Here is a 15,568-nt window from a genome sequence, read left to right on the forward strand (position 1 = left end):
TATTTCGCAATTATTTACTACCCTGCCGCGATTGTTAGCCTGATAACGCTCAGGGAGGAATCAACATATGAAAGTTGAAAAAACTTATGGAGATAACGTAACGTTTCATGAACTGCGTATGCCGCTTATTAACTCGGAGATTGACAGATTGATAGAACAAGAAGCAGTCTTCCAGTATAATGAAAGTAACGCCAATACATCTCATAGTGAAGAGGTGGCGTAACTATGAGATGTGCAGTATATATTCGTGTTTCGACAGATAAAGAAGAACAAAAAAACGTCATTACAAAATCAAAGAAGCTTATTTTACGAATACCTTGAGAAACAAGGGTGGGATGTATTTGACTTCTATGTTGACGTTGAAAGTGGAACAACTGGTAAAAGAGAAATTTACAACGTCTGATACAGGATGCTAAAGAACGTAAATTTGACGTTATCGCGGCAAAAGAACTGTCACGACTTGCTCGGAATGGCGGTCTTTCCTATCAAATTAGGGATACAGCTATGGAGAACCCGTATTCACATAGTCACAATTGACAATGCAATCAATACGCTTAAGGGCAAAGGTGAGATGTTTGGGCTATATGCTTGGATGTATGAACAGGAATCACAGCGAACGTCCAATCGAATCAAAGCCGCCCTCAGCAGTAAAGCAAGAAAAGGTGAGTTTAAAGGCTCAGTTCCGCCATATGGTTACAGACTGATAAGTGGAAAGCTTGTTCTTGCTGAGGACGATACGCCCAATAATGTAAAACGGATATTCCGAATGTATTTAGAAGGAAAGGGATTTGACGCTATTGCACGTACTTTAACCCGTGAAGGATGTCCAACACCTGCTCAAGTCATCGGTAAGAAAAATGCAGGGCTATACTGGCAAGGCACATCTATCAAGAAAATCTTGACTAACCCCCATTATGTAGGTGACTTAGTTCAAGGAAGGCAGACAACAGTAAACGTTACGTCAAAAGTACGTGAAGAAGTCCCAAGGGAAAAACAAATTATTACTGAAAACGCCCACCAAGCCCTTATCTCAAGAGGGGACTTTGAAGCTACCCAACAATACATGGAGGGGCGGAGGCGACTAGAAGCAAAGCCCAAGGCTAAGAAGCACCTTTTTACTAACTATCTCTACTGCGCTGATTGTGCCAAGGCTCTATGGTACGTTCATTATCGTAAGGGTTATGTGTGCGGCAACTACTACAAGTATGGTAAGCACGTTTGCAGTCAGCATAGCGTGAAGGAAATGGAACTCATTGGGGTTATCCTTGCTGACATTCGCAAAAGTGCTGAGACCCTTAATAAGAATGAAGTTATGGGGAGGCTAGAGGCAAAGACCTTACAAGCAAGAAAGCAAGCAGAGAAGCAAATGCAGTCTTTACAGGGGCGTATTGAAAAGTTGAAGGAACAAAAAACAGGCATAATCAGACTGTTAGCAAGCGGTACGATTACTGAGACCGAATATAAGGAAGCAACGGAGAGTGGCAATGCAGAATTGTATAGCCTTCAAGACCAGTTAAAAGGTTTCCAGTCTTTACAAGCTAATAATAGTACGGGGGAAAGTATCGTTCGATTGAAAAAAGAACTCAAGCAGTTTTTGAAGTTGAGCGAACTGACTCCTGAAATGGTTCATAGGTTTATTGATAGGATAGAAGTACAGGCGGATGGCTCGGTAAACATTCATTATAAGTTTACCGCCACCGCCCTTCTTACGGCTTAAATTACAGTGACCGACACTCAAGTCATGTGGAGTGCTGTGTGTCGCTCGTAAGGAAGTAGTAGCTAAGAGCCGTTTGCCCGAATGTATTTAGTATGTATTCTTCTATTTGCCTTTCAGCAATCTCAGGCGATCCACAAAAATCGGCCACAGCAGGATTCGCTGTGGCCGATCACATTCTTGTTTAGATTAATCCGGATTGCTCCAGCAGCTGCTGAATCGCCGCTGCAACTTCGGCGCGGGTCATGTATCCTTTCGGTGCAAGCGTAGTTGCGCTCCTGCCGGATACGATACCGGCTTGCACGACTTCCGCGACACCGTTCTTTGCCCATGACCCTACCGCTGCCGCATCTACGAATGGACGCAGCGTCTCTTCCGCTGATTGCGCGTTCAGCTTGTCCCATAGCCCGGTCAGCTTCATTGATTTGGCGATAATCGCCATCGCCTGTTCCCGCGTGATCCTGTCGTTCGGGCGGAATGTCCCGTCGTTATACCCGTCGATCAGACCGTAGGCATGAGCTGTCTGGATTGCGCTGTTATACCAGTCCGTTGTGTTCACATCCGAGAAGGACGTTGAACCGTTCTCCAGCTTCAGTCCTAATCCGCGAACTAAAATCGTCGCAAACTCAGCTCTAGTGATGTCCCGGTCCGGGTTGAACTGGCCGTCTCCCGTTCCTTCGATGACCATCCGCGAGCCCATGTCATTCACGGCGTCCTTCGCCCAGTGGTTGGCAACGTCACTGAAAGTTAGCGGATTCCATACGACGGAATACGTGCTGTTGGTCATACTGTTGATGATAGCATAGTATTTGCCGTCGACCAGCTTGACTTGAGTTGGCACATGGCGGACTGTACCGTCGGCTTCGACAGCTACGCCTGTCGTAATTTTGTTCGGATCAACGCCTTCCGGGATTGCAATCGTTCTTGCCACGTAAGCGGTGAACTTCGATACTTCAACTGTCGTGTCTCCGTACGTCGCTTTCACTGTGAAGTGTACCGAAGGAACGACTAATGTAAACTCGCCTTTCGCTGCCACATTCTCTACGACTTTTGCCGCTTCTGCCGTTGGCGCGGCAATCTCGATTTGGACCTTGATGTCCTGCAGAGCAACCGACTTGCCGACTTTGTCGGATATGGCGTCGATATTGATCTGCTGCGCAGGGAGCGTGTATGCTACGTTGCCCGTTTGAATTGTTACAACCGCATGCTTGTTTTCCATGTTTTTGACTATTTGACCGTTCAGTTCGCCGATGACGATGTCGGACTTGGCACTCACCAGAATCGTGAGAATTGCGCCTTTCCCTTCAAGAGCGAGCTTGGCGTCCAGTTTCTTCTGATCAATGGCAATTGTCGTGACGGTTTGGTTGTTCCGTTTGCCAGTTGAAGCGGTTCCCGCATTTTCTTGCTTGCCGTTCACCAATATGATGCCTGTATCATCGCTTGAGCTGTCGGGAGCAGGAGGTGATCCAGCGTCATCACCCTTTGAAGGCGCTGATTTTGCTTTTACCGTGACCGTGAATGTTTTCGTTACGGTTGCGCCACCTTTCGTAATGGTTGCCGTGAGCGTTACTGTTTTGTCTCCTGCTGTATAGGATGGACGGGTCACTTTGCCGTCATTGGCAATGACGACTTGATCGCTGGACGACCAACTGATCGTCGTGCCGCTTGCTCCAGTTACAGGAAGAATCAGATCTGAGGTGACACTTGTTACGCTATCTCCACTTTTAAAGTCGATTGCCAATGCAGACTTAGCCTCGGCTACGGCTTCCGCATCGGTCTGCGTCGTGTTGTTGACCGTGATCGTCAGCGTTTGCGTATTGCCCGCGCTAAACGTAAACGTCAGGCTCGTCGTGCCAGTCGGCTGCTCCGCCAAGTATTCTTTCTTGATCGTTACTGTGCTGCCCGACACCGTATAGTCCGTGTCCGGCATCAGCGCCGTTGTGCCATTCGCGATGCTGGTCAGCGTATTGCCGTTCAGCGTCAGCGTCGTCGATACGTCTGCTTGCAGCGAAGCATTCTGGTCGAAACTGCCTGCGTTCGGACTGAGCGTACTGTTACCCGGCGTCGTATCGCTGACCGTGATCGTCAGCGTTTGCGTATTGCCCGCGCTAAACGTAAACGTCAGGCTCGTCGTGCCGGTCGGCTGCTCCGCCAAGTATTCTTTCTTGATCGTTACTGTGCTGCCCGACACCGTATAGTCCGTGTCCGCTACCAGCGCCGTTGCGCCATTCGAGATGCTGGTCAGCGTATTGCCGTTCAGCGTCAGCGTCGTCGTTACGTCTGCTTGCAGCAAAGCATTCTGATCGAAGCCGCCTGCGTTCGGACTGATCGTACTGTTACCCGGCGTCGTATCGCTGACTGTGATTGTCAGCGTCTTCGTATTGCCCGCGCTGAAGTTAAACGTCAGGCTTGTCGTACCGGTCGATTGTTGCGCCAGGTATTCTTTCTTAATCGTTACCATGTTGCCCGACACCGTATAGTCCGTGTCTGCTACCAGCGCCGTTGCAACATTCGCGATGCTGGTCAGCGTATTGCCGTTCAACGTCAGCGTCGTCGTTACGTCTGCTTGCAGTGAAGCATTCTGGTCGAAGCTGCCTGCGTTCGGGCTGATCGTGCTGTTCTCCGGCGTCGTATCGCTGACTGTGATTGTCAGCGTTTGCGTATTGCCCGCGCTAAACGTAAACGTCAGGCTCGTCGTGCCGGTCGGCTGCTCCGCCAAGTATTCTTTCTTGATCGTTACTGCGCTGCCCGACACCGTATAGTCCGTATCCGGCATCAGCGCCGTTGCGCCATTCGCGATGCTGGTCAGCGTATTGCCGTTCAGCGTCAACGTCGTCGTTACGTCTGCTTGCAGCGAAGCATTCTGGTCAAAGCTGCCTGCGTTCGGGCTGATCGTACTGTTCTCCGGCGACGTATCGCGGACCGTGATCGTCAGCGACTGCGTTTTACCCGCGCTGAAGTTAAACGTCAGGGTTGTCGTGCCGGTCGATTGTTGTGCCAAGTATTCTTTATTAATCGTTACCGTGTTGCCCGACACCGTATAGTCCGTATCCGGCACCAGCGCCGTTGCGCCATTCGCGATGCTGGTCAGCGTATTGCCGTTCAGCGTCAGCGTCGTCGTTACGTCTGCTTGCAGCAACGCGTTCTTGTCGAAGCTGCCTGTGCTTGGGCTGATCTTGCTGTTCTGCACTGTGGTTGAGTCGGATTGCAGGATTGTTCCTGTTGCACCCACCGCTACATATGTGTCATTTCCGTAGGTCACACCACTTAAATTCTTCGTAGTACCGCTCCCGCGGTTTGTCCAGTTCGCTCCGTCGCTGGAGGTTACAATCGTTCCAGATTGTCCCACCGCCACATACGTGCTATTTCCGTAGGTGACGCCTGTTAAATTCTTCGTAGTGCCACTTGTTTGCGTTGCCCAATTCACTCCATCGCTGGAGGTTATAATCGTTCCAGATTGCCCCACCGCCACATACATCCCGTTTGCGTAGGCAATGCCTGTTAGACTATTCGTAGTTCCGCTTGTTTGCCTTGTCCAATTCACTCCATCGTTGGAGGCTACAATTCCTCCCCCTCCCGATATCGCCACATACATGCTGTTTCCGTAAGTGACGCCAGTTAGATTCATTGAAGCGCCGCTCCGTTGTTCTGTCCAGTTCACTCCATCATTGGAGGTCAATATCGTTCCAAATTGCCCCACCGTCACATACATACTGTTTCCGTAGGTGACGCCATTTAGATTACTTGATTCACCGCTTGTTTGCTTTGTCCAGCTCACTCCATCACTGGAGGTCACAATCGTTCCACTATTCCCAACCGCCACATATTTACCGTTTCCATAGGTGATCCCATTAAGAGCACCAAAATTCGATGTGCTGCTCCTCCAGTTCTCTCCATCACTGGAGGTCACAATCGTTCCGCTTCCCACTGCCACATACATGCTGTTTTCGTAAGTGACGCCAGTTAGATTATTCATAATGCGGCTTCCTTGGGTCGTCCAGTTCGCTCCGTTGCTGGAGGTTACAATCGTCCCATTGCTTCCCACCGCCACATACATGTTGTTTCCGTAGGTGACGCCAGTTAGAATACTTATAATGCCGCTTGTTTGCGTTATCCAGGTCATGCCGTCGCTGGAGGTTACAATTGTTCCCATGCCCCCTAGCGCCACATACATGTTGTTTCCGTAGGTGACACCAGTTAGATCACTTCTAGTGCCGCTTGTTTGCGTTGTCCAGGTCATGCCGTCGCTGGAGGTTACAATTGTTCCCATGTCTCCCACTGCCACATATTCACGATTTCCATAGATGATATTACTAAGATTACCAGAATTCGAAGTGCCGACCGTCCAGTTCACTCCATCACTGGAGGTTACAATCGTTCCACTATTCCCAACCGCCACATACATACTGTTTCCGTAGGTGACGCCAAGTAGATGATTTGAAGTACCGCTCGTTTGCTTTGTCCAGTTCGCTCCATCGCTGGAGGTTATAATCGTTCCACTATTCCCAACCGCCACATACATGCTGTTTCCGTAGGTAACGCGAATTAGATAATCCGTATTGCTGCCGCTTGCTTGCGTTGTCCAGGTCATTCCGTCGCTGGAGGTTACAATCGTTCCACCGGGTCCCACTGCTACATATTTACCGTTTCCATAGGTGACCCCAAGGAGACTACCAGAATTCGATGTACTTCCCGCCCAGTTCACTCCGTCACTGGAGATTACAATCGTTCCATTGTCCCCAACCCCTACGTACTTACCGTTTCCGTAGGTAATACTACTTAAATGATTACTTGTGGGCAACGGATTCCGGACGTTCCACTCATCAAGAGCATCTGCAAAAGCATACTGTGGAAGATTGACCGCAAGCATTAACAATACCATGCACATTGATATCCAACGTTTGATCGATGCTACAGCTATTCTTTTTTCTTCCTTTCTCAATTCCCATCTTCCTTCCCCTAGTTGAAATGACAAAAATCCCTTCCAAACGACAACACTTGCTCATAACCTGTCACAGCTTCCCAACCCGCGCTCGACAAGGCCTTACACCTTTTTTCTCTTCCCCCGTCGCCATCGGATTCCCCTCATGCTAATCCAATCGCTCTCACTTCTTATCCCTCGAATGGTTTCGAAAAGAATAGGGGTCTCGGATCAGTGCGGCGGGAATGCTTTGGAGGATAGCCAACGCCCCTATGCAACAGCTTCCCTTGGCTGAGCTTGGGAGGACTTAGGGGTTAACAAGTTATATGCAACATTGTTCCGCCCCAACAACTCTTTCGGGTGCTACTTTACTTTGCGACTTCCGTGACAATCCGTTCGGCTTGTCACGACCACAGACGGATACAGAATAATAGTATCAAACGCCTCTCACAAAATTCTCACAAACGATCTTCTCTTATAAATCTTCGGGAAGTTTTACTGGGATTTCATTGACAAGCGGCTTACCGCTTATTATGAAGGGGATTTGACACTGCCCGCTCTCAATCTGGATTGGGAGCAGCCATTACCGCTGTCACCGAGCGCTTTGACAACTTCAAAGGCATCGAAACCACTGAACGAGAAGATCTTGGTGAAGGGGGATGGCAACTCAGCCAGTCTGACCACCTGATTGGCCAGCCTATAACAGAGGAGATGGCCCAAAGCTGGTTCGATGCAGCGCGCGATTATTGAATGCACAGTTTATTTTATTTACCACTTCAAGAGATCAATAGGAATAAACACTTTTGTGGTACAATGATACGAGCAAATCAAGGGCTATATATGTTTTAACAATGGTGCTTACATGAATGGAGATAAAGAAAAATGAGTTTGTTAACGGTTGAGCAATTATCACATACGTTTGGCGATCGGGTATTGTTTAAAAATGTGTCGTTCCGTTTGCTTGAGGGAGAGCATGTCGGCCTGGTTGGCGCGAATGGTACAGGGAAATCTACGCTTATGAATATTTTGACAGGCAAGCTCCTGAAGGACGAAGGCAAGGTAGAATGGACGCCTCGCGTTCGCTACGGTTATTTGGATCAGCATACGAAGCTTGAAGCAGGTAAAACGATTCGGGATGTCTTGAAGGATGCGTTTTTGCCTTTACTTGTATTAGAAGAAGAACTTAACGATATAACGGGGCAAATGGGCGATGCCGATTCGGATACGTTAGATCAGCTTCTTGAGCGTATGGGAGAAATTCAAGAGGAGCTTGAAATTGGGGACTTCTATTTAATCGACGTGAAGATCGATGACATGTCCAATGGTTTAGGCCTGAATGTGATCGGGCTTGATCGTGACGTCACCTCGCTTAGCGGCGGACAGCGGACGAAGGTTCTGCTCGCCAAGCTGCTGCTTGAGAAGCCTGGAGTTTTATTGCTTGACGAGCCTACGAACTATTTGGATGAAGAGCATATTAACTGGCTGACTAATTATTTGAAAAATTATCCGTATGCGTTTGTTCTTATTTCTCATGAAACAGGCTTTATGAATCAGATCGTTGACGTGATCTATCATCTTGAATTTACGAAGTTGACGCGTTACTCGTCCAATTATGAGAAGTTTCTGGAAATGGCTGAGTTGAACAAAGCGCAGCATATCGACGCTTACGAGCGGCAAAAGGATTATATTAAGAAGCAAGAGGAATTTATTCAAAAAAACAAGGCGCGCGCTTCAACCTCTGGCCGTGCAAAGAGCCGCGAGAAGCAGCTCGACCGTATCGATCGCATCGACAAGCCGGAGGAAGCGGCAAAGCCGACCTTTAACTTTAAAGAGTCCAGAACTAGCGGCAAGACCGTATTTGAAGCAGAGGGAATGGTTATCGGCTACAATAAGCCGCTCCTTCCCAAGATGGATATGGTTATTGAGCGAGGCGATAAAATTGCAATTGTGGGCTGCAACGGCGTCGGGAAATCAACGCTCTTAAAGACGATTCTTGGCGTTATTTCTCCACTGGAAGGCAAAACGTATCTGGGCGATTATTTATCTCCTGCTTACTTCGAGCAGGAAGCAAAGGCGCCGACCATGACTCCGCTAGAGGACGTGTGGGATGAGTTTTCCTTTATGAACCAGCATGAGGTTCGGGCAGCGCTAGCCCGCTGCGGCCTAAAGAATGAGCATATTACACGTTCGCTTAACCAACTCAGTGGCGGAGAGCAAGCGAAGGTTCGTTTGTGCAAGCTGATGATGCGAGAGAGCAACTGGATTTTGTTCGATGAGCCGACGAACCATTTGGACGTAGTCGCCAAAGCCGAATTGAAGCGTGCGTTAAAGGCATATAAGGGTACTGTCGTTCTGGTCTCTCATGAGCCTGATTTTTATATGGATTGGGTTACAAAAACATGGGATGTAGAGGCCTGGTCGATGAAAAGCCTGACATAAGAGATAGAGGGACCGCCTAGCTTAGATATAATCCGGTGATAGTGGTGAAGGTTAGCGATTAAGTGTTGGATAATTGCTTATACGCAGTTGCAAAAGTTGCCGTAATAACGGCAGCTTTTTTTGTATGGCTATTATCCTGACATCGCGGTTCTTGGATCACCACTCCAGCTTCAAAAAAGGCGTTTTGCCATAGCCAATAGCCTGTTCCTCTATCGCACCTACAAGAATTTACTATTAACAGAGGGTGAATTTCGATAGGCAGAGGTGATAGATATGGCAATCATAGATGTGTTTCCGGGCAGTCCGGCTGCCATTCAAGATGCGGTGGATTTGGCGAACGAAGGGGACGTTATTCTGGTGCATAGGGGCACTTACCATGAAAGCGTAAGGCTACACGGCAATAAAAACAACCTCCGCATTGTTGCCAAGCATAAGCACCGCGTGATACTCGACGGGAAGCATGGCTTGCCGGAGGCGTTCGTTTTGGATAGCATCGCAGGTGTGGAGATTGCCGGATTCAGGATAAAAAACTACGTTACCGGCGGTATTCGAATCTTGAATGGAAAATCTCACCGCATCTTGGAAAACCAAATTAGTGAAATGAGCGGAGTCAGAGGCGACATTAGAGCTTTTGGCATATTCGTGAATCATTCTGAAGGCAATCTGCTCATGAAGAACAAAATTGAACGAATCGGAAGAGCAGAGGCGGGCAACGGGATTCAGATTGATGATTCCATTGGAACGTGGGTCCTGAGAAACAAACTGTTGAACAATTATTTACACGGGGTAGAGGTGGCTCTCGGCTTTCATAATGCCATTGCAGGGAATCAGATTTCTGGGAATAAGAGAGAGGGAATCATGATTAGCGGGTCAGACAACAACCTGTTTCTAGACAACAAGCTCAAGCGTAACGGGGAAAATGGACTGTTCGCTCGTTCCACCAATAATTACATGATAGGTAGCGATATTAAAGACAATCGTCTCAATGGCTTGCAGCTTACCTTTAATTACAATATGGCGTTCAATAACAAAATCAAAAACAACCGCCAAAGCGGGTTGTCGATCCTGTCGGACTTCAACGATATCCAGCAGAATAAAATAGAGAAGAACAGGAGTAACGGCGTAGTTATCCATCCCTCACATACAGCCAACTTCGTGTTTGAAAACAAATTTAAGAACAACAAACCGCAAAATATGAAAGATCAAGGCGTGGACAATAATATCCTTCAAAATGACAGCGATGAGCGTTATCGGGATAATTACTGTCCTCAGCAGCGACTGTAATAATCATGTTCTGAAGGGTGTGCAATGATATAATTTAAGAAACACAGAAAAGGCGGTCACTTGCGGCATGGACTTAAGGGATCTTATTGATTTGTGGAATCACACTCACTGCAAAGTTATAGATATTCGCCGTATCAACCTTAGGGCTGGTGAATCCATACGTTCTTATTTTGTACCCTCAAACATGTTTCTCATGTCGATTCGCGGCAATGCCACCGTCCATCTAGGACTGAATTTTCATCGTATGCAGCGATTTACAGTGCTCCATGCAGGAAAAGGCGTAATGCTCGACATGACTGCAGGCAGCGATGGTCTGGAGTATTATAGCGTTTATTATAAAATGAGTCTCCAACCTCCAATGCCCTCAGAACTTGACGGGCTTCTCAAACAGGCCCACACCTTGGGCCATACGTACAGCATAGCTCCGGACAAACCTGTAGAGCTGTATCGGATACTGAGCGACATGTATAAGGAATGGGTGAAGCAGCAGCCGCTTGTGAAATTACGCGTTCGGACTTTACTTAATCAGTTCGCCCATGAGATTCTCCATCAAATGCAAGTGCAGGGAGCAGCCTCGACTAAGCGAGATTTAGCCGCTCAGATTGCGGACATTATCCATAAACATTACCCGAAATCCATTACATTGGAATCGCTATCGGAGAGCCTGAACTATAGCGTTGCCCATATATCCTCTTACTTCAAAATACGTACAGGATATAGCCCGATTGACTACTTAATCAAGGTTCGCATCGATAGGGCGGCAGCGCTTCTTCTTGAAACGGATGCTACATTGAAGGAGATTGCTCTTAGCGTCGGCTATCAAGATCCATACTATTTGGGCAGACTGTTCAAGAAGCACAAGGGAGTTTCTCCTATGCGCTATAAAGCCATGCATATTGCAAAGAAACTAGAAGATCGTCCTGCCTTATGGAAGGAATCCTCCATTGTCTTAAGTGAGTCATTTCATTATAGTAATAATATTGATAATGATTATCATTACAAGGTTGATGGAGAGGAAGATTTATTCATGTTCAAGCATTCAAAGCCGAAGCTCGCTTCGGTATTACTGCTGAGTTTCATGCTAGTGCTGAGCGCATGCGGCACGAATGGTGCTGCAGAGGTTGCTACATCACAGCCAAGTCCAAGCGCTACGCCGGCTCCTGCGGAACAGCCGCAGACTAAAATAGTGAAGACCGTTAACGGTGATGTGGAGGTACCCCTTCATCCCCAACGAATTGTTGCAGGTGAGTATCTGGGCAGTCTGATTGCACTTGGGGTTACGCCTATCGGAACCTCCGAGCATCATATTAAAAATCCTTATTTTCAGGAATATTTGAAGGACGTTGAAGGAATAGGAGACGGTAACGGCAACGTAGAGAAAATCTTGTCGCTGGAGCCGGATTTGATTATTATGGACGACTTCTACCCTGAGCTGAATGAGCAGATGTCCAAGATTGCGCCTACTGTCGTCGTCCCATACGCTTCCTTAAAGACAGTACATGAGGAGGTTGCTTACTTCAGCGAGCTGCTTGGCCGTGATGAAGAGGGGAAAACCTGGCTCGCCGACTATGACAAGCGCATGGCAAAGGCTAAGGAAGACGTGCTAAAGGTTATACCTGCGGACAGCACATTCTCTGTTATTGAGCTCAGTGGCAAGGATCTTATGGCTGTCGGAACCGACTACGGCAAAGGCGGACAACCGATCTATAATGGATTCGGGTTCCTGCCGCCTGCGGAAATAGCTGAGGAAATGGCTGATCCGGGTTGGGCAGCATTCTCTGCAGAAGCATTGCCAGAGTTTGCAGGGGACTATGTCATTCTGACCGCCGATTCGATGACACTGGATGAGCTTAAGGCTGAGCCAGTCTGGAGCACACTTCCGGCCGTGAAAAATAATCATGTGTTTTTATGGACGAGTGATCGCTCCGGCTACTGGGACCCGATTGCTATTTTAAGCCAGACAGAAGAATTGGCAGCGTGGCTGACTGGTCTTTAAGTTATTTTTCATTGTAAAAGCTTGCCTGATTAAGCCCCTGAGACTTTGCGTTTCAGGGGCTTTTTGTCAGTTTAAAAGCGGTCCATCGCAACCCTTAAAGCTAACGCAAGGAAAATGATGTTTACGATAATATCCCGGTACTCCTTGCGTGCAAGATGAAAGATGACGCCGAGAAGAACGACTGTGCCAAGCCCGGTGGCGGCTATTGACGTCGGTTTTGCAATATTGACCACTCGAAGCAATCGTGATATGTTATCTTTGGAGATGATGGAGAGGGGAATTAACCGATGTAAGAAACTTTGTAATGGCGATGTAGTTACGAAAGCACGATCCTTAGGGATAGTGTGCCTTCTTATGCCATTATAAGGGACGCAAGGTTAATGAGTTATTCAACCCGTGCGGACACCCCTGTGTTCGCTTTTTTTATTGGGAGTACACATCTCCTGTAACTCTTATCAGTGTGCCTTCTTAACAATAGGAGGAATCATAGATGAATCGTTTGCAAGGGAAAATGGCCATTATTACAGGTGTAAGCCGAAATAGAGGGATAGGGAGTGCCATTGCGCGAGTTTTGGCCTCTGAAGGGGCAGATATATTTTTTACCCATTGGTGCCGCTACGACAAGGATCAGCCATATGGCGCCGAGTATGAGTGGCCCAGGGAATTCGCTGAGGAGCTTCGTTCCTGCGGAGTCCGGGTTGAATCGATGGAGTTGGATCTATCTGATCCGTTATCGCCAGTGCAACTGCTGGATGAAGCAGAGCGCAAGCTAGGTTTGCCAAGTCTATTGGTTAATAATGCTACCTACTGTAAAGAAGCAGACTACCGAGAGTTGAGCGCTGAAATTCTGAATACGCATTGCGCAGTCAACATAACGGGTACCTGTATGCTCTCTGTGGAGTTTGCAAGAAGACAGGCAGAGGGTAATGGAGGACGAATTATTAACATGGTCTCAGGGCAGGACAAAGGGCCAATGCCGGGCAATCTGGCATATGTCGCGACTAAGGGAGCGATCTCGGCCTTCACGGTATCGCTGGCGGCTGAGCTTGCTCCATTGCGCATTACGGTTAACGCTGTTGATCCGGGACCGACAGATTCCGGATGGATGGACGATTCCTTGAAGCAATATTTGCTCCCAAAGTTTCCGATGGGAAGAGTGGGACAGCCAGATGATGCGGCGAAGCTGATCAGCTTTCTCTGCCAGAACGATGCGCAGTGGATTACTGGGCAGATTATACACTCGGATGGCGGCTTTTGGGGTTAAGTAGTATTGCGGCAAGAATTAGGTTAGCCCATTAAATGTTAATTCAATTAAGATACATCGCCAGCAAGGCAGCGTGCCTTGGGCGATGTATTTTTTTGCACGAAATCAACAGAGAGTAATGGTAGTAAGAACTTCCGAGCATGCATCTGTACAATACATGTATTGGAGCGCTATAGTAATAGTCAATGACAACGAGATGTAGTTCGGGAGGTAAAGATGGAATTATTAGTAGTGGGTGATGTGCACGGTTGTTTTCATACGTTCTCCAAGTTGCTGGACGAGCATTGGGATAGCGACAAGCAGATTCTGGTGCAGCTTGGGGATTTATTGGATAGAGGGAACTTCTCGCCTGAGATTCTTCTATATGCAATCGAATTGCAGCAAAAGTTTCCTGATAAAGCCTGTTTTTTGAAGGGGAATCATGAGTTTGAGGCTATTGTGCATGTAGAAGAAGGAAATGAAAATTGGCTGAGACAATGCGGAGAAGAGACGCTAAAGCAATTTGAAAGAAAATCCATAGAGCTGGCTAGCTATATGCCTTGGATGAAGTCACTGCCGTTATATTATGAAACAGACCATGTATTCATTAGTCATGCGGGTATTTCGCAGAGTGTAGACGATCCATTTGAAGAAGCACATCCAGAGAGTGTGTTATGGACGAGGTCGCCATTAAAGAATATTGGCAAATTACAGATTATCGGGCATACGCCCTGCCAATCAGGAAGGGCTGAATTTGATGCTGAGAGCCATACGTTAAATATTGACACATGGGCATATCGGCCAAACGGGCTTTCAGCTGTAAAAATAAATGATGAGGGCCAAGTGGATGAAATCCTTTTTGTACCTACTCTAGCTATTGATGTATCCGTTTAAAAGATGAGCGTTTAAGGTCGAAAAAAGCTTCGGGAGTAATTCCTTGTAAAACAATATGAATTTAAGGCTATTCAAGTGCTATAATCCGTGTTATAGTAATTTTGTAATTTTAATTACATGTAACCGATGAGGAGTACCATGCCAAAGAAAAAAAGTACCGCTGTGCTTTCCATCAGATTGGATGACGAGGCGCTTAAGGCTGTGGATCTGCTTGTTGAGTCGGGACTCGAGTCCAATCGCTCAAGAGCGGTCACCCATTTCGTCAATATGGGGATACGCGCTTCCCATGACCTGCTAGTGCGGGCTCAAGAGCAAGCCGATAATCTTCAACGGCTGCGCAATGAAATGTTCGAGGCAGTCAAGCTGCGGGACATTGGCAAGGTTGCCGAGCTAATCGACAAGGATGCAAGTCTGGTGAACGCCAGCAACATGCAAGGGGAGACTCCCGTACTGCTGGCTGCGTTCATGAGGGCGAACGATATTAAGGAGCTGCTGCTTCAGAACGGCGCAGGCAGGTTGAATGTATTCGAAGCTGCCGCTGTCGGGTACAGCTTGAGGGTGAGGGAGCTGCTGGACAAATCCCCGGCGCTGCTGAACAGCTACAGTCACGACGGGTTCCCGCTGCTGTCTCTGGCTACTCACTTTGGCAATACGGAGACGGTAGAGCTATTGCTGAGCCGTGGTGTTGATGTGAACGCCCGCAGTCGCGACGGCAGTCTGAATAACACGGCGATCCATGCTACCGTATTCGGTGGATACGGTCATCTCGTAGACCTGCTGATAAAGGGTGGAGCCAATATTCATGCCAAATGTGAAGGTGAGCTGAGAAGAGGCTTCAACGTCTTGCATGTAGCGGCTTACTTCGATCATGCGCCGCTTATTGAAAAGTTCCTGAGCTACGGGGCTGACAAGACGGAGAAGAATGACAATGGCGAGACGCCATATGAGCTGGCCATATCGCTCGGCCATACAGCTTCTGCGGAATTGCTGAACATTTGACAGACATCTAACAATTACATACGACAATTCGACCGAACAGACGGAGAAAACGCTAGATATGTGAAGCGGCCTTCGTCT

General features: G+C 47.8%; 10 protein-coding genes. 9 read left to right on the top strand and 1 reads right to left on the bottom strand.

The features are described 5' to 3' along the window. Nucleotides 1-67 precede the first annotated feature (67 nt). The 3 genes from DX130_RS26530 (at nucleotide 68) to DX130_RS18210 (ending at nucleotide 1,717) form a co-directional block, all read left to right on the top strand. Nucleotides 68-223, top strand: coding sequence for a hypothetical protein (locus DX130_RS26530; RefSeq protein WP_165861348.1), 156 nt, complete (start codon nucleotides 68-70; stop codon nucleotides 221-223). Nucleotides 224-435: 212 nt separating this feature from the next. Further along, the gene (locus DX130_RS27530) at nucleotides 436-537 is read left to right on the top strand and encodes a hypothetical protein (RefSeq protein WP_476703826.1); all 102 of its coding nucleotides are present in this window, start codon (nucleotides 436-438) and stop codon (nucleotides 535-537) included. Nucleotides 538-571: 34 nt separating this feature from the next. Further along, nucleotides 572-1,717 (top strand): recombinase family protein, encoded by a 1,146-nt coding sequence (locus DX130_RS18210; protein WP_240644566.1) that lies wholly within the window; start codon nucleotides 572-574, stop codon nucleotides 1,715-1,717. 181 nt (nucleotides 1,718-1,898) lie between these two features. Here the strand turns inward: DX130_RS18210 and DX130_RS26720 are convergent, their stop codons facing one another. Beyond that, complete coding sequence (locus DX130_RS26720) at nucleotides 1,899-6,596, bottom strand: X2-like carbohydrate binding domain-containing protein (protein ID WP_206098851.1); 4,698 nt, start codon at nucleotides 6,594-6,596, stop codon at nucleotides 1,899-1,901. A 921-nt stretch (nucleotides 6,597-7,517) separates the two neighbouring features. On the opposite strand from DX130_RS26720, the gene DX130_RS18240 reads away from it, so the two are divergent. The 6 genes from DX130_RS18240 (at nucleotide 7,518) to DX130_RS18270 (ending at nucleotide 15,490) form a co-directional block, all read left to right on the top strand. Then, nucleotides 7,518-9,074 (top strand): ABC-F family ATP-binding cassette domain-containing protein, encoded by a 1,557-nt coding sequence (locus DX130_RS18240; protein WP_116047765.1) that lies wholly within the window; start codon nucleotides 7,518-7,520, stop codon nucleotides 9,072-9,074. Nucleotides 9,075-9,347: 273 nt separating this feature from the next. Continuing rightward, complete coding sequence (locus DX130_RS18245; protein WP_116047767.1) at nucleotides 9,348-10,358, top strand: right-handed parallel beta-helix repeat-containing protein; 1,011 nt, start codon at nucleotides 9,348-9,350, stop codon at nucleotides 10,356-10,358. Between the two features lie 283 nt (nucleotides 10,359-10,641). Then, entirely contained in the window at nucleotides 10,642-12,354 is a 1,713-nt protein-coding gene (locus tag DX130_RS18250) for an AraC family transcriptional regulator (RefSeq protein ID WP_240644567.1), read from the top strand. 490 nt (nucleotides 12,355-12,844) lie between these two features. Then, the gene (locus DX130_RS18260) at nucleotides 12,845-13,618 is read left to right on the top strand and encodes an SDR family oxidoreductase (RefSeq protein ID WP_116047772.1); all 774 of its coding nucleotides are present in this window, start codon (nucleotides 12,845-12,847) and stop codon (nucleotides 13,616-13,618) included. Between the two features lie 216 nt (nucleotides 13,619-13,834). Then, nucleotides 13,835-14,491 (top strand): metallophosphoesterase family protein, encoded by a 657-nt coding sequence (locus tag DX130_RS18265; RefSeq protein WP_116047774.1) that lies wholly within the window; start codon nucleotides 13,835-13,837, stop codon nucleotides 14,489-14,491. Nucleotides 14,492-14,629: 138 nt separating this feature from the next. After that, nucleotides 14,630-15,490, top strand: coding sequence for an ankyrin repeat domain-containing protein (locus DX130_RS18270; protein ID WP_165861350.1), 861 nt, complete (start codon nucleotides 14,630-14,632; stop codon nucleotides 15,488-15,490). Nucleotides 15,491-15,568 lie beyond the last annotated feature (78 nt).

The sequence above is a fragment of the Paenibacillus paeoniae genome, from assembly GCF_003388735.1.
Lineage (GTDB): Bacteria > Bacillota > Bacilli > Paenibacillales > Paenibacillaceae > Pristimantibacillus > Pristimantibacillus paeoniae.

Bases quoted from the DNA above. Each gene is read 5' to 3' on its own strand.
- DX130_RS18240 (WP_116047765.1), top strand. From the start codon at position 7,518: ATGAGTTTGTTAACGGTTGAGCAATTATCACATACGTTTGGCGATCGG.
- DX130_RS18245 (WP_116047767.1), top strand. From the start codon at position 9,348: ATGGCAATCATAGATGTGTTTCCGGGCAGTCCGGCTGCCATTCAAGAT.
- DX130_RS26720 (WP_206098851.1), bottom strand. From the start codon at position 6,596: ATGGTATTGTTAATGCTTGCGGTCAATCTTCCACAGTATGCTTTTGCA.
- DX130_RS18260 (WP_116047772.1), top strand. From the start codon at position 12,845: ATGAATCGTTTGCAAGGGAAAATGGCCATTATTACAGGTGTAAGCCGA.
- DX130_RS26530 (WP_165861348.1), top strand. From the start codon at position 68: ATGAAAGTTGAAAAAACTTATGGAGATAACGTAACGTTTCATGAACTG.
- DX130_RS18265 (WP_116047774.1), top strand. From the start codon at position 13,835: ATGGAATTATTAGTAGTGGGTGATGTGCACGGTTGTTTTCATACGTTC.
- DX130_RS18250 (WP_240644567.1), top strand. From the start codon at position 10,642: ATGCTCGACATGACTGCAGGCAGCGATGGTCTGGAGTATTATAGCGTT.
- DX130_RS18270 (WP_165861350.1), top strand. From the start codon at position 14,630: ATGCCAAAGAAAAAAAGTACCGCTGTGCTTTCCATCAGATTGGATGAC.
- DX130_RS18210 (WP_240644566.1), top strand. From the start codon at position 572: ATGTTTGGGCTATATGCTTGGATGTATGAACAGGAATCACAGCGAACG.